Origin of the sequence: Streptomyces lycii (assembly GCF_009735685.1) — a bacterium.
Taxonomy (GTDB): domain Bacteria; phylum Actinomycetota; class Actinomycetes; order Streptomycetales; family Streptomycetaceae; genus Streptomyces; species Streptomyces lycii.
Genome location: NZ_WHPN01000079.1, coordinates 1 through 21,112, shown reverse-complemented (window position 1 = coordinate 21,112; position 21,112 = coordinate 1). Strand labels below are relative to the sequence as shown.

The 21,112-nt window shown below is 71.8% G+C and carries 19 protein-coding genes, 1 tRNA gene and 1 riboswitch; of the genes, 9 read left to right on the top strand and 11 right to left on the bottom strand.

Features of this window, described 5'->3' with window-relative positions; translation table 11 throughout:
- Positions 1-18 precede the first annotated feature (18 nt).
- Complete coding sequence (locus GCU69_RS04135; protein WP_156205147.1) at positions 19-1,398, top strand: cation:proton antiporter; 1,380 nt, start codon at positions 19-21, stop codon at positions 1,396-1,398.
- A 4-nt stretch (positions 1,399-1,402) separates the two neighbouring features.
- Here GCU69_RS04135 and GCU69_RS04130 read toward each other — a convergent pair whose 3' ends face one another.
- Complete coding sequence (locus tag GCU69_RS04130) at positions 1,403-2,311, bottom strand: ABC transporter permease (protein ID WP_408055758.1); 909 nt, start codon at positions 2,309-2,311, stop codon at positions 1,403-1,405.
- Positions 2,304-3,104, bottom strand: coding sequence for an ABC transporter permease (locus tag GCU69_RS04125; RefSeq protein WP_156205146.1), 801 nt, complete (start codon positions 3,102-3,104; stop codon positions 2,304-2,306). Before GCU69_RS04125 ends, GCU69_RS04130 begins: the two co-directional genes overlap by 8 nt.
- Before the next feature lie 337 nt (positions 3,105-3,441).
- Here GCU69_RS04125 and GCU69_RS04120 point away from each other — a divergent pair, with 337 nt between their 5' ends.
- Positions 3,442-5,781 (top strand): transglycosylase domain-containing protein, encoded by a 2,340-nt coding sequence (locus tag GCU69_RS04120; RefSeq protein ID WP_156205145.1) that lies wholly within the window; start codon positions 3,442-3,444, stop codon positions 5,779-5,781.
- Between the two features lie 33 nt (positions 5,782-5,814).
- Here the strand turns inward: GCU69_RS04120 and sugE are convergent, their stop codons facing one another.
- The 3 genes from sugE to GCU69_RS04105 all read right to left on the bottom strand — a co-directional run bounded on the left by sugE (position 5,815) and on the right by GCU69_RS04105 (position 7,505).
- Positions 5,815-6,135, bottom strand: a complete 321-nt coding sequence (gene sugE / locus GCU69_RS04115) for a quaternary ammonium compound efflux SMR transporter SugE (RefSeq protein WP_098752072.1) — start codon at positions 6,133-6,135, stop codon at positions 5,815-5,817.
- Positions 6,136-6,167: 32 nt separating this feature from the next.
- A riboswitch (guanidine-III (ykkC-III) riboswitch) is annotated at positions 6,168-6,239 on the bottom strand.
- 58 nt (positions 6,240-6,297) lie between these two features.
- Positions 6,298-6,639 (bottom strand): GroES family chaperonin, encoded by a 342-nt coding sequence (locus tag GCU69_RS04110; protein WP_098752073.1) that lies wholly within the window; start codon positions 6,637-6,639, stop codon positions 6,298-6,300.
- A 506-nt stretch (positions 6,640-7,145) separates the two neighbouring features.
- A complete protein-coding gene (locus tag GCU69_RS04105; RefSeq protein WP_098752074.1) occupies positions 7,146-7,505 on the bottom strand; it encodes a DUF3618 domain-containing protein in 360 nt (119 codons plus the stop codon).
- Between the two features lie 240 nt (positions 7,506-7,745).
- Here GCU69_RS04105 and bcp point away from each other — a divergent pair, with 240 nt between their 5' ends.
- The 5 genes from bcp to GCU69_RS04080 all read left to right on the top strand — a co-directional run bounded on the left by bcp (position 7,746) and on the right by GCU69_RS04080 (position 11,592).
- On the top strand, positions 7,746-8,222 hold the full coding sequence (bcp, locus tag GCU69_RS04100; protein ID WP_098752075.1) for a thioredoxin-dependent thiol peroxidase: 477 nt from the start codon (positions 7,746-7,748) through the stop codon (positions 8,220-8,222).
- 202 nt (positions 8,223-8,424) lie between these two features.
- Positions 8,425-9,957 carry a glycine betaine/L-proline transporter ProP gene (proP, locus tag GCU69_RS04095; RefSeq protein WP_156205144.1) on the top strand — a complete coding sequence of 511 codons (1,533 nt, stop codon included), beginning with the start codon at positions 8,425-8,427 and terminating at the stop codon, positions 9,955-9,957.
- A 149-nt stretch (positions 9,958-10,106) separates the two neighbouring features.
- Positions 10,107-10,790, top strand: coding sequence for an HNH endonuclease signature motif containing protein (locus tag GCU69_RS04090; protein WP_156205143.1), 684 nt, complete (start codon positions 10,107-10,109; stop codon positions 10,788-10,790).
- On the top strand, positions 10,787-11,497 hold the full coding sequence (locus GCU69_RS04085; RefSeq protein WP_156205142.1) for an HNH endonuclease signature motif containing protein: 711 nt from the start codon (positions 10,787-10,789) through the stop codon (positions 11,495-11,497). The genes GCU69_RS04090 and GCU69_RS04085 overlap by 4 nt, the downstream gene beginning before the upstream one ends.
- Before the next feature lie 10 nt (positions 11,498-11,507).
- A tRNA-Leu gene (locus GCU69_RS04080) sits at positions 11,508-11,592 on the top strand.
- A gap of 49 nt (positions 11,593-11,641) precedes the next feature.
- Here GCU69_RS04080 and rdgB read toward each other — a convergent pair.
- From rdgB to GCU69_RS04060, 4 genes are all read right to left on the bottom strand, one after another.
- Positions 11,642-12,244 carry an RdgB/HAM1 family non-canonical purine NTP pyrophosphatase gene (rdgB, locus tag GCU69_RS04075; RefSeq protein WP_156205141.1) on the bottom strand — a complete coding sequence of 201 codons (603 nt, stop codon included), beginning with the start codon at positions 12,242-12,244 and terminating at the stop codon, positions 11,642-11,644.
- A 243-nt stretch (positions 12,245-12,487) separates the two neighbouring features.
- Complete coding sequence (locus GCU69_RS04070; RefSeq protein ID WP_098752080.1) at positions 12,488-12,892, bottom strand: hypothetical protein; 405 nt, start codon at positions 12,890-12,892, stop codon at positions 12,488-12,490.
- Between the two features lie 295 nt (positions 12,893-13,187).
- A complete protein-coding gene (gene rph, locus GCU69_RS04065; protein WP_098752081.1) occupies positions 13,188-13,934 on the bottom strand; it encodes a ribonuclease PH in 747 nt (248 codons plus the stop codon).
- A 174-nt stretch (positions 13,935-14,108) separates the two neighbouring features.
- Positions 14,109-14,369 carry a glucose PTS transporter subunit EIIB gene (locus GCU69_RS04060; protein ID WP_098752083.1) on the bottom strand — a complete coding sequence of 87 codons (261 nt, stop codon included), beginning with the start codon at positions 14,367-14,369 and terminating at the stop codon, positions 14,109-14,111.
- Positions 14,370-14,773: 404 nt separating this feature from the next.
- On the opposite strand from GCU69_RS04060, the gene GCU69_RS04055 reads away from it, so the two are divergent.
- Together GCU69_RS04055 and GCU69_RS04050 are read left to right on the top strand one after the other, a co-directional pair.
- A complete protein-coding gene (locus GCU69_RS04055; RefSeq protein ID WP_098752087.1) occupies positions 14,774-16,042 on the top strand; it encodes a PTS transporter subunit EIIC in 1,269 nt (422 codons plus the stop codon).
- 307 nt (positions 16,043-16,349) lie between these two features.
- Positions 16,350-17,597 carry a PTS transporter subunit EIIC gene (locus GCU69_RS04050; protein WP_098752084.1) on the top strand — a complete coding sequence of 416 codons (1,248 nt, stop codon included), beginning with the start codon at positions 16,350-16,352 and terminating at the stop codon, positions 17,595-17,597.
- A gap of 106 nt (positions 17,598-17,703) precedes the next feature.
- Here GCU69_RS04050 and GCU69_RS04045 read toward each other — a convergent pair whose 3' ends face one another.
- Positions 17,704-19,566, bottom strand: a complete 1,863-nt coding sequence (locus GCU69_RS04045) for a serine/threonine-protein kinase (protein ID WP_156205140.1) — start codon at positions 19,564-19,566, stop codon at positions 17,704-17,706.
- A gap of 298 nt (positions 19,567-19,864) precedes the next feature.
- Positions 19,865-20,617, bottom strand: a complete 753-nt coding sequence (locus GCU69_RS04040; protein WP_098752086.1) for an MBL fold metallo-hydrolase — start codon at positions 20,615-20,617, stop codon at positions 19,865-19,867.
- Positions 20,618-21,112 lie beyond the last annotated feature (495 nt).

Genomic DNA, 21,112 nt, shown 5'->3' with positions numbered 1-21,112 from the left:
TCCGAAGGGTGATCCTCCGTGCTGCTCGCCTTCGCCCTGGTGCTGCTGCTCGCCGTACTGGTGTCGAGCCTGGCCCACCGCACCGTCCTGTCGACCGCGGCGCTCTTCCTGGTCGCCGGATTCCTGCTGGGCGAGGAGACCACGGGGGTGCTGCACCTGCACCCGGACTCGCCCATTCTCGGCGTGCTCGCCGAACTGGCCCTGTTCGCGGTGCTGTTCACCGACGGCATGCACGCCGGCTGGTCCGACCTGCGCTCCGCCTGGCGGCTACCCGGCCGGGCACTGGGCTGGGGCCTGCCCCTCACCCTGGGCGTCACCGCGCTCCTCGCCCACTACGTCGTCGGCCTGCCCTGGCCCGAGTCCCTGCTGATCGGCGCGGTGCTGGCCCCCACCGACCCCGTCTTCGCCGCCGCCCTGGTCGGCAACGACAAGGTGCCCGCGCGCCTGCGCCACCTGCTGAACGTGGAGTCGGGCGTCAACGACGGTCTGGCCCTGCCGTTCGTCATCCTCTTCCTGGCCGTCTCCCAGGGCTCCGGGGACCTGCACCTGGACGACCTCGCCCTGGAACTCGCCCTCGGCGTGGCGATCGGGGTGGGCGTGCCCTGGCTCGCCATCAGGCTGGAGAAGAGCCGCTACTTCGCCGCCTCCACCGCGTACGAGCCGCTGAACGCCTTCGCCATCGGGCTGGTGGTGCTGGGGCTGGCGCAGGCCGTGCACGGCAATCTCTTCCTCGCCGCGTTCGCCGCGGGCGTCACCGTGGCGACCTTCGGACCCGCGCAGCGCAAGGCGTTCGACAAGTTCGGCGAGCTGGTGGCCGAACTGCTGAAGCTCGCCGCCCTGCTCGTCTTCGGGGCGCTGATCTCGCTGGAGTTCCTCGGCGACATCCCCTGGCAGGGCTGGGTCTTCGCGGTGCTCGCCCTGGTCGTGGTCCGGCCCGCGGCCCTGGCCGTCGCGTTTCTGCGCTCCCGCCTGTCGCGACGCGAGCAGCTGGCCGCGATGTGGTTCGGCCCCAAGGGCTTCGCGTCCGTCGTCTACGCCCTGCTGGTCCTGGAGTCCGGCATCGCCGAGGCCGACAAGATCTTCCATCTGGTGGCGCTGACCATCGTGCTGTCCGTGATCGCCCACTCCTCCACCGATGTCCTCGTGGCACGCTCCTTCGACGAATGGAGCGAGGTCCCGCAGTGGCACGAAACCCCGGGACCGGACGAGGGATCCGGCCACGGCACGAGCCCGGAACCGGACCAGGAACCCCGCCCCGGCACGAGCCCGGCACCCGGCCGGGGAACCGTCCCCGAACCGGGCCGCGAGCCGGACCCGGCAGCCGCGCCGCCGACCGCCCCGGAGCCGGACCCGGCCGCCGCGCCGGAGGCCCGCCGCGGCGGCCCCGGCACGGACTGACGGCTCAGCTCCCCGTACTCCGGTACGACCGCAGCCCCGCCCGCCACACCAGGCCCGCCAGGGCACAGCACACCAGCGCCACCACCGGCGGCAGGAAGTCCACCCAGCCGGGAAGGCCCAGCGGATCCTCGCGGCCGAGGATGTGCAGCGCCGGCAGCCAGTTGACGAAGGCCAGCGGGACGACGAAGGTCACCCCGCGCACCAGGTCCCGGGCGAAGACGGTCGGCGGGTACTGGAGCAGGGTGGCGCCGCCGTACGTGAACGAGTTCTGCACCTGCGACGCGTCCTGCGCCCAGAACTGGAAGGCGCCGCCCGCCACGAAGACCGCCGTGAAGATGACACCGCCGCTCAGCAGCATCACCGGCAGCAGCACCAGTTTCACCGGTGTCCAGTCGACGTCCAGCGCGGCCAGCGCCCAGATCAGCACCAGCAGGCCCTGCGCGACCCGGCCGACGCGGCGCAGCGCGAAGCGGTCGGCGGCGACCTGCGCCAGCATCGGGGCGGGACGGACCAGCATGGTGTCCAGGGTGCCGTCGCGGACCCGCCGGCCGAGCCGGTCCATGCTGCCGAGCGCCAGGTCGGCCAGGCCGAACGCGACGCCCGAGGTGCCGTAGAGGAAGGCGATCTCGGGCAGCGTGTAGCCGCCGAGCGCGTCGACGTGCGCGAACATCAGCAGGATCGCGACGAAGTCGAGTGCCGTCACCGAGAAGTTGCCGAGCGCCGTGAGGACGAAGGACACCCGGTACGCCATGGCCGAGCGCACCCACATCGCGACGATGAGCCCGTACGCCCGCAGGCCCGTGACCCAGCGCCACGGTTCGGCGCCCCGGTCACCGGGTCCGGTGGGGTCCGCGGGGGCACCGGCCGGTCCCCGTCCCGGGCGTTCCGTGCGGACGCCGGCCGCCTCAGCCACCCTGGACCACCACCTTCCGCGTCGCCACCGACTGCAGCGCCCGGCCCGCCGCCAGCAGCGCCAGCGCCCAGCCGCCCTGGAACGCGTACGCCCCGGCCAGCTCCGCGCCCGGGTACTTGCCGAGGAAGACGTCCGCCGGGATCTGGAGCGCCGACGCCCACGGCAGGGCCTGCGCGACCGTTCCGAGCAGGCCCGGGAAGACCGTCAGCGGCAGCAGCATCCCGGAGAAGAACATCCCGGCCAGCGCCACGATCTGCGACACGCCCTGCCCGTCCAGCAGCCAGAAGGCCGAGAGCACCACGAGATAGCGGATCGCGAAGCTGACGACCACCCCGAGCAGCACCGCGCCCAGAGTCGCCGCCCAGACCAGCGGGTCCCGGGGGACCGCCAGCTCGAAGGCCAGAGCGCCGGCCAGCATCGGCAGCACGCCGCGCCCCAGGATGTGGAAGGCCGCCCGCCCCAGGTCGGAGGCGAGCCACCAGAGCTGGAGGTCGGCCGGCCGGTAGAGGTCGACGGCGACGTCACCCGTACGGATGCGTTCGATCAGTTCGTCCTCGAAGCCGCCGCCCATCATCGCCATCGTCATCAGCAGCGCCTGGCCCATCCAGACGTACGTCAGCGCCTCCGGCAGGTCGTAGCCGCCCAGGCCCTCCCGCTGCTCCCAGAGCGCGATGTACGTGTAGGCGAGGATGAAGCCGAACACGGTGTTCGTGAAGACGCCCGCGGCGGTCGCCACCCGGTAGGTCGTGTACCGCCGGAACGTGCTCACGGCGACGGCCGCGTACAGCCGCATCCGTCCGTCCCCTCCCCGCTGTTCCCGCGCCGGTTCCGTGGCCGTTCCGTGCCGGAACCGTGCAGTTGCCGTGCCGCCCGCTCCGGACGGTCCGAAAGCGCACGACCCTAGCCCGTGCGGAGGACGCGCCGCGAATGATTTTGTCCCGGCCGGTCACCCCGGGGAGTGGCGGGTGAGGGCTATTCGGCCCGTGACCGGGGCATCAGAGGTGCGTGCCAGACGCGTGGCGCGGGACTGATGATGCGACAGTTTCCTGTGTGACGTAAGTCGGATGAACGCCAGCCCGCCAGCACGACGCCGCACAACCATTCGCGGCGCCCGAGGAGTCCCTGGACATATGAGCGACGAGCCGCGACAGCAGGAAGAGCCCGGTTGGGAGCCCCGGGAGGACGACGAGCCACGGCGTCCCCGGCGCACCGGGCTGCGCAGGTTCGTGCCCACCTGGCGGATGGTGCTCGGCGCGGCGCTGCTGTTCGTCCTCCTCGTCAGCGGCGGCATCGTGGCGGGCTATCTGCTGGTCGACATCCCGCCCGCCAACGCCGCCGCCCTCCAGCAGGGCAATGTCTACCTCTACTCCGACGGCTCCCAGCTCGCCACGGACGGCGACATCAACCGGGAGAACGTCAGCCTCGAACGCGTCCCCGAGCGCGTCCGCAACGCCGTTCTCTCCGCCGAGGACCGCGACTTCCACACCGAGTCCGCCGTCGACCCGCAGGCCATGATCCGCGGCGCCTGGAACACCGTCACCGGCAAGGGCAAGCAGTCCGGCTCCACCATCACCCAGCAGTACGTCAAGAACTACTACCTGGCGCAGGAGCAGACCGTCACCCGCAAGGCCAAGGAATTCTTCATCGCGATCAAACTCGACCGCGAGAAGAGCAAGGACGAGATCCTCGAGGGCTATCTCAACACCAGCTACTTCGGCCGCCACGCCTACGGCATCCAGGCCGCCGCGCACGCCTACTACAAGAAGCACGTCGAGGACCTCACCACCGCCGAGGGCGCCTATCTCGCCGCCCTGCTCAACGCCCCCGGCTACTACGACGTCGCCGTCCACCCGGAGAACGAGGAGCGCGCCCACGACCGCTGGGGCTACGTCCTCGACGGCATGGTCAAGGAAGGCTGGCTCAGCCAGGCCGAACGCGACCGGATGACCTTCCCCGACCCCGTCGACGGCCGGCCCTCCTCCGGCATGAGCGGCCAGCGCGGCTACCTCGTCGAGGCGGTCAAGAACCACATCACCGGCCGCGGCATCCTCGACGAGCAGACGCTCGCCGCCGGCGGCCACCGCATCACCACGACCATCGACAAGAAGCGGCAGAACGCCTTCGTCGAAGCCGTCGACGAACAGTTGCTGTCCAAGCTCGACAAAAAGGAGCGCGAGACCGACAAGTACGTTCGCGCGGGAGGCGCCTCCGTCGACCCGGAGACGGGCAAGGTGGTCGCCCTCTACGGCGGCGTCGACTACACCGAGCAATACGTCAACAACGCCACCCGCCGCGACTACCAGGTCGGCTCCACCTTCAAACCGTTCGTGCTCGCCGCCGCCGTGGAGAACGACTCCACCACCCTCGACGGCCGCCCCATCACCCCGAACACCGTGTACGACGGCACCAGCGGCCGCATGGTCCAGGGCGACGGCGGCCCCACCGGCTACCAGCCCGAGAACGAGGACGACCGCTCGTACGGCCGGATCACCGTCAGCGAGGCCACCGACAAGTCCGTGAACGCCGTCTACGCCCAGCTGGCCCAGGACGTCGGCCCCACCGAGGTCCGCGACACCGCCGTCGACCTCGGCGTCCCGAAGGAGACCCCGGACCTCACGCCCGACCCGTCCGTGGCCCTCGGCGTCGCCACCGCCAGCCCGCTCGACATGGCCGAGGCGTACGCCACCCTCGCCAACCACGGCGAGCACAGCGACCACGTCCTCGTCACCGAGATCACCCGCGGCGAGGAGAAGGTCGACCTGCCGAAGCGCAAGTCCGAGCAGGCCATCAGCCGGGAGGCCGCCGACACCACCACCGACGTGCTGCGCGGCGTCGTCGAGAGCGGCACCGGCACCGCCGCCGGCTCCGCGGGCCGGCCGGCCGCGGGCAAGACGGGCACCGCCGAGGAGGACCGCGCCGCCTGGTTCGCCGGCTACACCCCCGACCTGGCGACCGTCGTCGCGGTGATGGGCCAGGACTCGAAGACCGGCGTGCAGAAACCCCTGTACGGGGCGACCGGCATGGCCCGGATCAACGGCGGCGGCTACCCCGCGCAGATCTGGGGCCAGTACACCGCCGCCGCCCTGGAGGGCAGCCCCGCCGAGGACTTCGACCTCGACATCATGGAGGGCGCCGACCGCCCCGACCCCGGCGGCTCCGCGGAGCCCGGCGACCCGGACGCGACCGGCGGCACCACCGGCGACGAGGACGGGACCGGCGCACCCGAGGAGCCGGAGGAGCCCGGCACCGACGAACCCACCGACCCCGGCACCACCGAACCGCCCGGCGACGACGGCGGCACGGACACCGGGGGCGGCGACACCGGGGGCGACACCGGCGGCGGGGACGACGGGGGCACCGACGGCGGGGCGGACACCGGGGGCGGCGACACGGGAGGCGACACCGGCGGCGGGGACATCGGCGGCGACGACGGCGGACCCAGCGAACCCCCGGGGCCGCGCGGGGGATGACCTCACGGCGGAGAGAGCGGGGGCACGGCGGGCTCAGTGGCCCGAGGTCGCCTTCAGCCCGACCACGGCCACCAGCAGCAGCGCGATGAAGAAGATCCGGGCGGCGGTCGCCGGCTCGCCGAGCACCACCATGCCGTAGACCGCCGCACCGGCCGCGCCGATGCCGACCCACACCCCGTACGCCGTGCCGACCGGCAGCGTCCGCACCGCCTGCGCCAGCAGGAACATGCTCGCCGCCATCCCCGCCACCGTGACCACGCTCGGCCACAACCGGGTGAAACCCTGCGTGTAAGCGAGCCCCACCGACCAACCGACCTCCAGCAGACCGGCCACCAGCAGCAGAATCCAGGCCATGACGACACCTCCGGGAACGTGTTCTCTCAGGGGGTGCGTCGTCTTTGCGTGACCCGGTACGGCGCGTCTCGTCGGGATGTCCCCACGCTAGCAAAAGACACGAAAGAGGGTGGTGACGGCCGTCACCACCCTCACGACACCGGCGTCAGACGCCCGCGGACCTCACAGATACAGGCCCGTCGAGTCCTCCGAGCCCTCCAGCCGCTCCGCCGCGACCGCGTGCAGATCCCGCTCCCGCATCAGCACGTACGCCACCCCGCGGACCTCGACCTCCGCCCGGTCCTCCGGGTCGTACAGCACCCGGTCCCCCGGCTCGACGGTGCGGACGTTCTGCCCCACCGCCACCACCTCGGCCCAGTCCAGCCGGCGGCCGACCGCCGCCGTCGCCGGGATCACGATGCCGCCGCTCGAACGGCGCTCGCCCTCCGGGATGTCGGTCCGGACCAGCACCCGGTCGTGCAGCATGCGGATGGGAAGCTTGTCATGCGTAGCGTTCTGGCTCACGCCACGACGGTACCCGGCCCGGCGGACCCGCGGCTTCACGGGGGCGGCCTCACGGGGAGCGGTCACAGGGGCAGCGGTCACGGAGGAGCGCCGCCGACCGGACCCGGGTTTCCCGGAGGGACGCCGCCGACCGGACCCGGGTTCCCCGGAGGGACGCCGCCGACCGGACCCGGGTTTCCCGGAGGACCGGGCCCGAGGCTTTCCGGAGGGCCCGCGCCGGGAAACTCCGGGACGGACCCGGACCTCCCCTGAGCGGCGCCCGATTCCCACGGCGGACCGGCGTCGGGGCCTCTCGGAGAATCCGGTACCGGGCCTCTCGGAGAAGCGGACCCGGGGGCCTCTCCGAAAACCGGATCCGGGCCCTCCCGGGCCGAACGCGGGCCCTCGGCGGAGAGCCCGTGCCGGAACCCCCGGAACGGACCCGCCCCTTCAAGAAAGCCGGTACCGGAGCCTTCCGGGGCCCGCCCCGGCCGCGCGGCCCGGGGGACCAGCCACGCCCGGGCGGCTCAGCCGCGCCGGAAACGCCCGCGGCCCGACGGGGCGGAATCCCGCCGCCCCGCCACCACCGTCAGCAGCCCCACCACGGCGGCCGCGGCCACCGCCACGGGCACGATCCGCTCCAGCCTCGGCGACCCGTCCTCCGCCACGAACTGGCTCCGGACATCGGTCACCGCGCGGTTCACCGCCACATAGGCGCGGCCCGCCGTACGGTCGACGGCCGACGCGGCCTTCGCCTTCGCGTCGCCGACGATCGTCTTCGGGTGCACCCGCACCGCGATCTCGTCGAGCGTCACGGCGAGCTCCTGGCGCCTGCGGGCGATGTCCGCCTCGATCTGCGCCGGGGTCCTGGCTTCGGCTTCCGACACCGCGCTGCCTCCGTCGTCTCGAATGTCGTACCTCCCGCTGCGTACGGTCCGTATGCCCTGACCGGCCCCGCGCAACGGCGATGGTGGACAGTCTGTCAGCTCGTGCCCCGGCTTGCCCCACGGCACCCCCGCGGCGGCGGGATCGCCACGGCTAATCTCTGCTACGCACCCGAAAACCGCGGCCCGCCCCGGACAGCAGTCCGCACCGCGAGGCGGTCCGCACCCAAGCGAGGAGAACCCATGAGCGAGCGACTCCAGCCCGGCGACACCGCCCCGGCCTTCACCCTGCCCGACGCCGACGGCAAGCAGGTCTCCCTCGCCGACCACGCGGGCCGCAAGGTCATCGTCTACTTCTACCCGGCCGCCCTCACGCCCGGCTGCACCAAGCAGGCCTGCGACTTCACCGACAACCTCGAACTCCTGGCCGGAGCCGGTTACGACGTCATCGGCGTCTCCCCCGACAAGCCCGAGAAGCTCGCCAAGTTCCGCGAGAAGGAGAACCTCGGTGTCACCCTCCTCGGCGACCCCGACAAGTCGGTCCTCGAGGCGTACGGCGCCTTCGGCGAGAAGAAGCTCTACGGCAAGACCGTCACCGGCGTCATCCGCTCCACCGTCGTCGTCGACGAGAACGGCAAGGTCGAGCGGGCCCTCTACAACGTCAAGGCGACCGGCCACGTCGCCAAGCTGATCAAGGACCTGTCGATCACGGCCGGCTGACCGGCTCCTGGGGACCCGCTCCTGTGGACCCGCACCGGCTGACCCGCTCCGGCTGACCCGCCCGGCGGAACGCACCGAGCCGGCCGTGCGCAAAAGCCGCATGCTGTGATTAAAGTCCCAGATCCCTGGGTCTTCGGTTTACCCGGCGAAGTTTTGTGCAGGCGTTCCGACTGCATTATCTGTGAGCGAGAGGAACCGAGCCATGCCGGCCAGCAACTCCGAAGCCGACCCCGATCCGGAAGCACGGAAGAGGCACCCCAACCTCTTCCGTGCCATGCAGCGGCGGCTCAACCCGCCACTGCGCCGGACCGACATCACGGTGACGGACGAGCGGGTCGTCAAACGGGCCGTCAAAGCCGCCGCGCTCGGCAACGCCATGGAATGGTTCGACTTCGGGATCTACAGCTATCTCGCCGTCACCATCGGCAAGGTCTTCTTCCCCGGCGGCAGCGACACCACCCAGCTGCTCTCCTCCTTCGCCACCTTCGCCGTCGCCTTCCTGGTCCGCCCCCTCGGCGGCACCTTCTTCGGCCCCCTCGGCGACCGCATCGGCCGCAAGAAGGTGCTGGCCGCCACCATGATGCTGATGGCGGCCGGCACCTTCTGCGTCGGCCTCATCCCCAGCTACGCCACCATCGGCCTCTGGGCCCCGGTCCTGCTGATCCTCTGCCGCCTCGTACAGGGCTTCTCCACCGGCGGCGAATACGGCGGCGCGTCCACCTTCATCGCCGAATACGCGCCCGACAAGAAGCGCGGCTTCTTCGGCAGCTTCCTCGAATTCGGCACCCTCGCCGGATACATCGCCGCAGCCGGACTCGTCGCCGTCCTCACCGGCTGGCTCGGCCAGCCCACCATGGAGGACTGGGGCTGGCGCATCCCGTTCCTCATCGGCGGCCCGCTCGGCCTCATCGGCCTCTACCTCCGAATGAAGCTCGACGAGACCCCGGCCTTCCAGAAACTCGAGGCCGAGAAGACCCACGTCCACTCCGAGGCCGAGGTCACCCCCGAGCAGGCCGAGCAGAGCTACGCCCACCTCTCGGAGAACGCCCCGCAGAAGGACGTCAGCCGGATCTTCACCCAGCAGTGGCCGACGCTCATCCTCTGCATCTGCCTCGTCGGCGCGTACAACATCACCGACTACATGCTGCTGTCGTACATGCCGACGTACCTCACCGACGAGCTGGACTACGACGACACGCACAGCCTGCTGATCCTGCTCGGCACCATGGCCGTGCTGATGTCCGTCATCACCCAGGTCGGCCACCTCAACGACCGCTTCGGCCGCAAGCCGCTCCTGATGACCGGCATGGGCGGCTTCTTCCTCCTCTCCATCCCCTCCTTCCTGCTGGTCAAGCAGGGCAGCGTGATCGCCGTCGTCGCCGGCATGGGCATGCTCGGCCTCTCCCTGGTCTGCCTCCTCGGCACCATGTCCGCGGCCCTCCCGGCGCTGTTCCCGACCGACGTCCGCTACGGCTCCCTGTCGATCGGCTACAACCTCTCCGCGTCGATCTTCGGCGGCACCACCCCGCTGGTGATCACCGCCCTGATCAGCGCCACGGGCAGCGACATGATGCCCGCCTACTACTCGATGGCGGCGGCCCTGGTCGGCATCGTCGCGGTCGCCTTCATGAAGGAGACCGCCCAGAAACCGCTGACCGGCTCGCCGCCGTCGGTGGCGACGAAGGAGGAAGCGGTCAACCTGGTCAAGTCCCAGGCCCAGGAACCCCGCTTCTGACCGCGCGCCCCGGCCGCCCGCACACCTGCCGGGCGCGCCACCGCCGAGTTTCCGCCGCCCGGGTGGCGTAACCGGGCGGCCGATCCCCTCGTTGTCCAGTTCGAGACCGCGACAGACGGTCGAACGACTGGAGGAACGGGGGGATCGTCATGCCACCGAGCCGGTACACCCGCGCTCGCCTCGCCGCAGCGGCGGACTCGTCGCGCACGCTGTCCGAGGCGTTGCTGAAGCTGGGCGTGGACCCGAAAGGCCCGAGCCGCCGCTATCTGCACGACCGGATGAGATCGATGGGCATCGACACCTCCCACTTCGCTCGGGAGGGAGCCCGCTGGACCAAGGAGGTCCTCGAGGCCGCGGTGACGGCCTCGGCGAACATGAACGAGGTCCTGCGGCGGCTCGGCCTCGAAACCGTCGGAGGCAACCACACGCACATCAGCCGCCGGGTGCGGGCGCTCGGTATCGACACGTCGCACTTCACCGGGCGGCCGGCGGGCGTCCCCGCGCCGCGCGGCCGTCGCCGCACGGCGGCAGAAATCCTGGTCGAGCAGGGCCCCGGCCAAACCCGCCGGGTGCACAGCGACCGCCTCAAGCGGCTGATGCTGGAGGCGGGCCGGAGGGACGGCTGTGCCCTCTGCGGCACCGAACCGGTGTGGCGCGGGCGGCCCCTGCCGCTCGAAGTGGACCACATCGACGGCAGATGGTGGAACAACCGCCTGGAGAACCTGCGTCTGCTCTGCCCCAACTGCCATTCCGCGACCGACACCTACCGTGGCAGGAACAAGGGCAGGGCAGCGCTTCGCGCACCACGCGCTCCGGGGACCGTGACGTCATGAGCGGCCGCGGCACACCCACCCGCTACACCCGCGAAGCCCTGTCCGCGGCCGCCACCGAGTGCTCGGACATCGACGAGGTCATCGCTTTCCTCGGCGTCCGGCCGTACGGCAAACTGCGCCGCCACCTCTTCCGCCGGTTCGACCACTTCGGCATCGATGTGTCCCACATGCGCGAGCCCCGGGGACGCCTCGGTGTCCGGCGTCCCCGAGCGGAGGAGCTGCGGCGGGCCGTCGCCGGGTCCGTGTCCGTCGCCGGCGCGCTACGGCGACTGGGACTGCCCGAAAGCGGATCGGGCCGGGCGCGGTTCCGCCGCTGGGTGGCCGAGGACGGCGTCAGCACAGCGCACTTCCTCGGGCAGGCCCATCAGCGGGGGCGGCCCGGACCCACGCCGGTGAGGAGGCCGGAGGAAATCCTGGTGCAGCGTGACGACGGGCACCGCACCAGGACGGCGCTGCTGAGGCGGGCCCTGCTGGCGACCGGCAGAGCGGAGCGGTGTGCCGAGTGCGGCACGGGCCCCGAGTGGCGCGGACGCCCGATGACGCTGGAGATCGACCACATCAACGGTGACTGGCGGGACGACCGCGCCGAGAATCTCCGTCTGCTGTGTCCGAACTGCCATGCGATCACGAGCACCTGGTGCCGGGGCGGCGGACGCCATGCACCCGGACGTGGCCATGACTCGGCCGAGAGCGACGCAGTATCATGACGACCGGCTCGCGGCCGTGGCTAAATTGGTTAGAAGCGCGGCGTTTAGGTCGCCGTGGGAGAAATCCCGTGTGGGTTCGAGTCCCACCGGCCGCACACACAGGAAGGCCCGGTCGCTCCCCGCGGCCGGGCCTTTTCCTGTCTCTCAGCCCAGCAGTTCCCGGACCAGCGGGGCCAGGGCGCGGAAGGCCTCTCCGCGGTGGCTGATGGCGTTCTTCTCCGCCGCGGTCAGTTCCGCGCAGGTACGCGTCTCGCCGTCGGGCTGGAGGACCGGGTCGTAGCCGAAGCCGCCCTCGCCCGCCGGGGTGTGGCGGAGGGTGCCGGTCAGGCGGCCCTCGACCACCCGCTCGGTGCCGTCCGGCAGGGCCAGGGCGGCGGCGCACGCGAAGTACGCGCCCCGGTGCTCGTCGGCGATGTCGGCGAGCTGGGCCAGCAGCAGGTCGAGGTTGGCCTTGTCGTCGCCGTGCCGGCCGGCCCAGCGGGCGGAGAAGATGCCGGGCGCGCCGCCGAGGACGTCGACGCAGAGGCCGGAGTCGTCGGCGACGGCAGGGTGGCCGGTGGCGTCGGCCAGGGCGTGCGCCTTGAGGAGGGCGTTCTCGGCGAAGGTGACTCCGGTCTCCTTGACGTCGGGCACCTCCGGATAGGCGTCGGCGCCGACCAGCTCGACGTCGAGCCCGGCGCCGGCCAGGATCGCGCGGAGCTCGGTGACCTTGTGGGCGTTGCGGGTGGCGAGGATCAGGCGCGTCATGGGCCCGATTATCCCGCCTGGTCCGCACGCTCCGCTTCCGGGCCCTCCCGGGTGGCCGCTCTCCGTTCTGCCGGGCCGGACGGCTGCCTCCTCCCCGAAGGCCGGGTGACCGGCCCGGCACCGTGTGTGCGGAACGCCGCCGGCCTGGTGCGACGGGCGGAGCGGGCGGGTGGCGGGTGCGGTGGCCGGGCCGCGGAGCCGGGTGGTTTCCCGTATGCCGGCCCCGCGCCGGAGGTGGTCCGGTCAGCCCGGGGAGCAGACCTTGCTGAGTTCGGCGGCGGCGTCGGTGACGGGGCCGACGTCCGGGGTCTTGCCGTCGTTGACGGCGTCCCGGGCGTTCCGTACGCCCTCGTTGAGGTCTTCGACGGCCTTGCCGATGTCGGCGTTGTCGGTCTTGTCGCCGAGGGTGTCGAGGTTCTGGTCGATGCGGTCGAGTGCCTCGGTGGCATCGGCCGGGTTCTCGGCGGCGTCGGCGGCGGCCTGTTGCAGGTCGGCGGCGGCCTCGGTGATGGTGGCGGCGGCCGACGCGCAGTCCAGGGCTTTCTCGACGGCGCTGCATCCGGTCATCAGCGGTACGGCGATGACCGCGGCGGCCAGGGTGGTGGCGGCGGTGGTACGTCGGCGGCGCGAGGCCGTACGCGGAGCCATGAGCGGGTCCCTCCCCAGGTGTGCGAGCGCGCGGAGGTCCCGCGCGTCCGTATCTGTATTAACGCATGGAGGGGCCGCTCGGGTTGAGACCCGAGCGGCTTCCCCCGCGTGCCCATCCGGAAGCCGGCGGAGTACGGCCGGCGGAGTACGGCCGACGGCCGGGGACCGAACCGGCCGAGAACGGCCGCAGCCCGATCCGGCCGAGGACGTCCGGCGGCCGCCCCCGGGGGCGACCGGTTTCCGGCCGTGGCGGTCCGGGGCCGGCTCCGGACGGCCGGTGGCCGGCCGGAGCCCGTCAGAGGGCCGTGGCGAGGGCCGCGCGCTGGGCGGCGTCCAGTTCGGCGCAGCCGGTGACGGCCAGGTCGAGCAGGCTGTTCAGCTCCTCGCGGGCGAAGGGTTCGCCCTCGGCGGTGCCCTGGACCTCGACGAAGCGGCCGTCGCCGGTGCAGACGACGTTCATGTCGGTCTCGGCGGTGACGTCTTCTTCGTAGCAGAGGTCGAGCAGCGGCACGCCGCCGACGATGCCGACGCTGACGGCGGACACGGTGCCGGTCAGCGGCTTGCGGCCGTGCTTGACGAGTTTCTTGGACTGGGCCCAGGAGATGGCGTCGGCGAGGGCGACGTAGGCGCCGGTGATGGCGGCGGTGCGGGTGCCGCCGTCGGCCTGGAGGACGTCGCAGTCGAGGACGACGGTGTTCTCGCCGAGGGCCTTGAAGTCGATGACGGCGCGCAGCGAGCGGCCGATGAGGCGGGAGATCTCGTGGGTGCGGCCGCCGATCTTGCCGCGTACGGCCTCGCGGTCGCCGCGGGTGTTGGTGGAGCGCGGCAGCATGGAGTATTCGGCGGTGACCCAGCCCTCTCCGCTGCCCTTGCGCCAGCGGGGGACGCCTTCGGTGACGCTGGCGGTGCAGAAGACCTTGGTGTCGCCGAAGGAGATCAGGACGGACCCCTCGGCGTGCTTGCTCCAGCCGCGTTCGATGTGCACGGGGCGGAGTTGGCCGGGGGTGCGGCCGTCGGTGCGAACTCCCTCATTCTCAGGCATGCCCCGACCCTATCGGTCGGTACGGGGCGGGCGCGGGGCCCGTCCCGCGGGTGGAGCGAAGGCCCCGCTCCGGCGGGCAAGCGCGGGGCGGGGCCTTCGGCCGTGGCGGTGCGCGCGGTGGTCCGGGGGCGGCGCACCAGGGGTGGGGGTGGGGTTCGTTTCAGGGGGTGCGGGTCACATCATGTCTTCGATGTCGGCGGCGATCGGGTCGGCGTCGGTGCCGATGACGACCTGGATCGCGGTGCCCATCTTCACGACGCCGTGCGCGCCGGCGGCCTTGAGCGCGGCCTCGTCGACCAGGGAGGGGTCGGAGACCTCGGTGCGGAGGCGGGTGATGCAGCCCTCGACCTCTTCGATGTTGTCGAGCCCGCCGAGACCGGCGACGATCTTCTCAGCCTTGCTGGCCATGTCCACTCCTGCTTTGTCGGCACGCATTTCCCGGCACGCCGGCGTCGGCTCGCTCCCGGACCGGCCCGGGTGGGGGTCCGCCGCGCATCGTCGGCCGGTTTCACACGCTAACGCACGTTTGGCCCACTTTCCCGGGCAGGTGTGCGCCATCTGGCGAAGGATGGCGAGCACCGGTGCCGTTCCGGAGGGTGCGGCACACCACGCGCGTCGGCGACTGGTCTACACCAGTATGCCGCGCGGACCAAGTCCCGGGCGAACCGGAAGGCGCGGGACGGCGCGGGGCACGGTGCGGGACGGCGCGGAGCCGCGGTCCGAACCGCCGGCCGGGCCGTGTCCCGGACCGGCATCCGGGCCGGGCGCCCCGAGCGGGACACCGGCCGGGCCCGGGCCCCGGACCGGCCCCGGAGCGGGACAGCGAGCGGAGGACGGCGATGAGTTCGGAGGCGACGGCCGCGGACCGGCGGCCACGGAAGAAGTGGACGTCCGGGCTGTTCCAGGGGCTCCAGAAGATCGGCCGGAGCCTGCAACTGCCGATCGCGGTGCTGCCCGCCGCCGGTCTGCTGGTGAGCCTGGGCAATCTGCTCGACGCGTACGCGAGCGGCGCCTTCTGGGAGAAGGCGACCCAGGTCCTGCTGACGGGCGGCACGGCGATCCTGGACGGCGCCTTCGGGCTGCCGCTGCTGTTCTGCATCGGGGTCGCGATCGGCTTCGCGAAGAAGGCCGACGGCTCCACGGCGCTGGCGGCCGTCGTCGGGTTCCTCGTGTATCACAACATCCTGACGGCCTTTCCGGTCGAGGGGTCCGTCACGGCGGACCTGCCGGAGGGAGAGCCGCAGAATCCGGGGGTGCTGGGCGGCATCCTGATCGGACTGCTGACGGCCGTGGTCTGGCAGCGCTACCACCGTACGAAGCTGGTCGACTGGCTCGGCTTCTTCAACGGCCGCCGCCTCGTACCGATCATCATGGCCTTCCTCTGCACGGTTCTCGGCGTGCTGTTCGGGCTGCTGTGGGACCCGGTGGGCGACGGCCTGACCTGGTTCGCCCGGCAGCTCATCGGGCTGGGCGCGTGGGGAGCCGGTCTGTTCGGGGTCGCGAACCGGCTGCTGATCCCGATCGGCATGCACCAGTTCCTGAACACCTTCTTCTGGTTCCAGGCGGGCGAGTTCGAGTCGGAGGGGAAGACCGTCCAGGGTGACCTGACGCGCTATTTCGCGGGCGACCCGGACGCGGGGCAGTTCATGTCGGGCTTCTTCCCGATCATGATGTTCGGGCTGCCCGCCGCGGCCCTCGCCATCGCGCACTGCGCCCGCCCCGAGCGCCGCAAGGCGGTGACGGGCATGATGCTGTCGGTGGCGCTGACGTCGCTCGTCACGGGCGTGACGGAGCCGATCGAGTTCTCGTTCATGTTCGTCGCACCGGTGCTGTACGGCCTGCACGCGCTGCTCACCGGGCTGTCGATGGCGGTGACCTGGGCGCTGGGTGTGCACGCGGGCTTCAGCTTCTCCGCCGGGCTGATCGACTACGTCGTCAACTGGCATCTGGCGACCAAACCGTGGCTGATCATCCCGATCGGGGCCTGCTTCGCGGTGCTCTACTACGTGGTCTTCCGCTTCGTGATCACGAAGTTCGACATCCCGACGCCGGGGCGCGAACCGGAGGAGCTGGAGCGAGAGGTGGAGAAGGACCCCACCCGGCCCTGAGGCCCCACGCGCTCCTCGGCCACCGCGCCAAGGCCCCCGAATCCGGACGGGTTCGGGGGCCTTTCGCTGCATTCCCGCAGCTGTTCCCGGAGCGGTCCGCGAAGCCGTTCCCGGAACCGTCCGTGACGTTCGTGGAGCCATCGCCGAGCTATGCACACTTGTGACCCGGGGAGGGCGGTACGGGGTTCCTCGGGCTGCCCTCACCGTGTTAGAACAGGTCTAAACCACTGGGTGGTGTAGACCACGGTACCGGTCCATTCCCCGCCGGGCCCTCTCCCCAGGCCCGTAGACCCCGAATAGGAACCCCATGAGTACGACGACCGAGAACGCGGCCCCCGCAAAGAAGCGGGGCGCCGGCCTGTTCCAGGGTCTCCAGAAGGTCGGCCGCAGCCTCCAGCTGCCGATCGCCGTTCTGCCCGCCGCGGGCATCCTGCTCCGTCTCGGCCAGCCGGACGTGTTCGGCGCGGACGGGCTGGGCTGGGACAAGGTCGCGGCCGTCTTCGCCTCCGCCGGTGGCGCGATCTTCGACAACCTGCCGCTGCTGTTCTGCATAGGCGTGGCCATCGGCTTCGCGAAGAAGGCCGACGGCTCCACCGCGCTGGCCGCGCTCGTCGGCTTCCTGGTCTACAAGAACGTGCTGACCGCCTTCCCGGTCAGCGAGGCTCAGGTCAAGGCCGGTGAGGACGCCGCCGCCGTCTACCACGACCCGGGCGTCCTCGGCGGCATCCTGATGGGTCTGCTCTCCGCCATTCTGTGGCAGCGGTACCACCGTACGAAGCTGGTCGACTGGCTCGGCTTCTTCAACGGCCGCCGCCTGGTGCCGATCATCATGGCCTTCGTCGGCACGCTGTTCGGTGTGGTGTTCGGCCTGATCTGGGGCCCGATCGGGGAGGGCATCCACGCGTTCGGCGAGTGGATGACCGGGCTGGGCGCCGCGGGCGCCGGGCTCTACGGCCTGATCAACCGCGCGCTGATCCCGATCGGCATGCACCAGTTCGTGAACACCGTCGCCTGGTTCGAACTCGGCTCCTTCAACGACGCGGGCACGGCCGTGCACGGCGACATCAACCGCTTCTTCGCGGGCGACCCGACCGCGGGCCAGTTCATGACCGGCTTCTTCCCGATCATGATGTTCGGGCTGCCCGCCGCGGCTCTCGCCATCGCGCACGCCGCCCGCCCCGAGCGCCGCAAGGCCGTGCTCGGCATGATGCTGTCGCTCGCCCTGACCTCGTTCGTCACCGGCATCACCGAGCCGATCGAGTTCTCGTTCATGTTCATCGCCCCGCTGCTGTACGCGGTGCACGCGGTGCTGACCGCGCTGTCCATGGCGGTGACCTGGGCGCTCGGCGCGCACCACGGCTTCACCTTCTCCGCGGGTGCGATCGACTACCTGCTGAACTGGCATCTCGCGACGAAACCATGGCTGATCATCCCGGTCGGCCTGGTGTTCGCGGCCGTCTACTACGCCGTGTTCCGCTTCGCGATCGCCAAGTTCAACCTGACCACTCCGGGACGCGAACCGGAGGAAGAGGTCGAGGATCTGACGAAGGCGTAGGAACGCGCGTCACACGGAGCGACACCGCCCGGCGGCGGTTGTCCCCGGCCCCGGGGCCGGCGGAGCCCGAGGGCTCCGCCGGCCCGGTCCGGGCGGCGGTGCGCCCTCAGATCCTGGTCCACCGCTGCGAGGAGGAGCCGGTGCAGGTCGTGGTGGTCAGCCCGATCCGGGACGCCCGGGTGTTGAGGTCGAGGCAGCCGCCCGTGGTCACGCTCCGGAGTGAGCCGTTCGGCCCCTCCCGCCACTCCTCCCCCGCGCCGGAGCCGCAGGGCCCGTGATTGACCCAGGCGTTCTGGCTTCTGGACCACATGCACCGGCCCGCCCCCACGTTGAGCATCCTGAACGCGCCGCCCGAGGTGCTCCGGAAGCGCCAGACGGCGGACTCGCCGGAGCAGGCGGCGTCGTCGACGGACGGATAGCCTCCGACGGCCAGGCACTTGCCGCTCGAACCGTTCTTCAGCATGAAGCTGCCGGACCCGGCGCCTCCGTCGTCGGAGCCGCCGTCGCCGGACCCGCCCGCCCCGGACGTCACCCCGCTGGAACCGGAACCACTGCCGGAGCCCGAGCCGTCGCCCGAGCCGGAGGAGTCCCCGGAGTCCGAACCGCTTCCGGAGCCGGCATCACCGCTCCCGCCGGACCCCGCCCCGGCGTCCCGGTCCCCCTCGTCGTTCTCCTTGTCCTTCGACTTGTCCTTGTCCTTGTCCCGGTCGTCGGGGTCACCGGAATCGGAGGCGTCCGGGCTCGCCGAGGCGCCGTCGGAGGCCGTGGGGTCCGCGGTTCCGGACGCGGTGGCCGGCCCGGAGACCGCGGGCAGCGCACCGGAGTCGTCACCCGGCTTGTCCAGCACGTTCGGGAGCAGCGTGAAGCTGAGCGTCGCCCCCGTCACGACCACCGGGATCACGACGGCCAGCATCCTCGTACGACGGCGCCGCTCACGCTTCTCCGGACGTCCGCCGGCGACCACCGGGGCGGGTGCCGAGGGCTCCGTGGGCTCCGAGGGCTCCGGCTCCTGCGGTACGGGCAGTTCCGTGGCGTCGGGAACGTGTGCGACGAAGGCCGCCCGCTCAGCCAGCGGGCCGCTGACCGCCCCGGGCCACACCGGCCGGGTGAACGGTCCGTGCCGCCCCGCGGACTCCACCAGTTCGGCGGCGGTGGGCCGGCCCTCCGGGTCCTTGTCCAGACAGGCCGCGACTACATCGGCCAGTTCGCCGTCGAGGGACCGCAGCCCGGCCAGGTCTGGGGCCTCGTGCACGATGCGGAACAGCGTCCCGAGACCCGCCTCGTCCCCGAAGGGCGGAGTGCCCGTGGCGGCGTACGCCATCACCGAGCCGAGCGCGAACACGTCCACCGCACCCGTCGACACCGGCCGGCCCGAGGCCTGCTCGGGCGACATGTAGGCCGGAGTGCCGATCACCATCCCGGTCCGTGTCAGCTTGCTCTGCTCGGCCGCCCGCGCCACCCCGAAGTCGATCAGGGTGACACCGTGCGACGTCAGCATCACGTTGGACGGCTTGACGTCCCGGTGCACCATGTCGAGGCCGTGCACGGCGGCCAGCCCCGCCGCCGCCTCCCGCAGCAGGAACCACAACGCCTCGACCGGCAGCGGCCCGCCGTGCACCTCCAGTGCCTCGGCCAGGGTCAGCCCCGGCACGTAGGCCGTCGCGAACCACGGCGGCCGGGCGTCACGGTCTCCCGCGAGCAACGGGGCGGTCGCCCCCTCCGGCAACCGCCCGAGGTTGTCCAGCTCGTGCCCGAACCGCCGCAGGAAGTCCTTGTCCTCGGCGGCGAACGACGGCAGCAACTGCTTGACCGCCGCGAACCGCCCCTCGTGCACCCCGAGATAGACCCGGCCCATCCCGCCGGTGCCCAGCCGGCCCAGCAACGGGATCGGCCCGATCCGCCGTGGATCCTCCCCCTCCAGCGGCTCCGCGCCACTCCCCGACAGGTCGTACCCGGCTTGCCCGTCCACTCTCTCCCCGATCAACGGTTCGGCGGAAGCATCACCGGGCCGTCCCCCGACCCGTGGTCTCCCCTGGTTCCGTAAAGCGCGGCGCGAGCCAGATGTGGGTCACTGTGATCCCCCGCCACGGGAGGAAGAATATTCCAGAGGACTGCTCTGCTTCTGCGTCGTCCGGTGCCACCGGTTCTGCGTCGTCCGGTGCCCGGGTTCTGCGTCGTCCGGTGTCCCGGACGGGCTCGCACCGAGGCGGAACCGAACCGTTCGCCGTCGTGCTCCCCGGAGCGGCCCGCCGGCCGCCGAGGTGGCCCTACAACTCGTACACCGCCCGGGGCCGGGCCAGTTCGACCGGGCCGTCGAAGGCCTTGCCCGCGTCGCGGAGGTTCGCCGAGGGGTCCGTCCACGGCGGGATGTGCGTGAGCACCAACCGCCCGACCCGCGCGTCCCGCGCCTGCTCCCCCGCCTGACGGCCGTTGAGATGCAGGTCCGGCACGTCCTCCTTGCCGTCGGTGAACGACGACTCGCAGAGGAAGAGGTCGGCACCCTCGGCGAGCCCGCCCAGCGCCTCACAGGGCCCGGTGTCACCGGAGTACGTCAGCACCTTGCCGCGGTGCTCGATGCGGAAGCCGTACGCCTCGACCGGGTGGCTGACCTCGTCGGTGCGCACGGAGAACGGGCCGATGTCGAACGTGCCGGGCTTGAGGGTGCGGAAGTCGAAGACCTCGCTCATGGACTTCTCGCTCGGCACGTCGTCGTACGCGGTGGACAGCCGCTGCTCGGTGCCCTCCGGGCCGTAGACCGGGATGGCGGAGGCCCGTCCGCCCTCGAAGCGGTAGTAGCGGGCGACGAAGTACGCGCACATGTCGATGCAGTGATCGGCGTGCAGATGGCTGAGGATCACGGCGTCGAGGTCGTAGAGACCGCAGTGGCGCTGCAGCTCGCCGAGGGCTCCGTTGCCCATGTCGAGGAGCAGCCGGAAGCCGTCGGCCTCGACGAGATAGCTCGAGCAGGCCGAGTCCGCGGACGGGAACGACCCTGAGCAGCCGACGACGGTGAGCTTCATGGAGCGGTAACCTCCGAGGGCTTGAAGTCCCCCGCCGGATGGGGCGCGGAGGAGGGATCGGGGGGCCGTGCGGTCAGTTGAGCGTAAAGCGCGAACTGGCTGGTCGCTCCTCCGCAGGGCGCCGTTGTGGGGGAACTCACCCGAGGCTTCACCGGTACGGGGGTGCGTGCGCCGGAGGGTTCGGTTCCGGGCAGGAGGGAAGGCCGGGGGGCGACCGGAGCGAGGCCGGACGGACGGCCGGGGCGGCGGGCGGCGGACGGCCGGGGCGGCGGTAGGTCGGGGCGGCGGCAGGTCGGCGGACGGAGCGGCGGTAGGTCGGAGCGGCGGCAGGTCGGGCCGGGGCGGCGGACGGCTGGAGCGGCGGACGGTGGACGGCCGGGGCGTCGGTCCCTGCGGGTACGGTCCAGGGGTAGGCGGACGGCTGGTCTCGGGAGGGCGGCGTCGTGAGCACGTGGGTGTGGGTCGTACTGGTGCTGGTGGTCGTCCTGGCGCTGG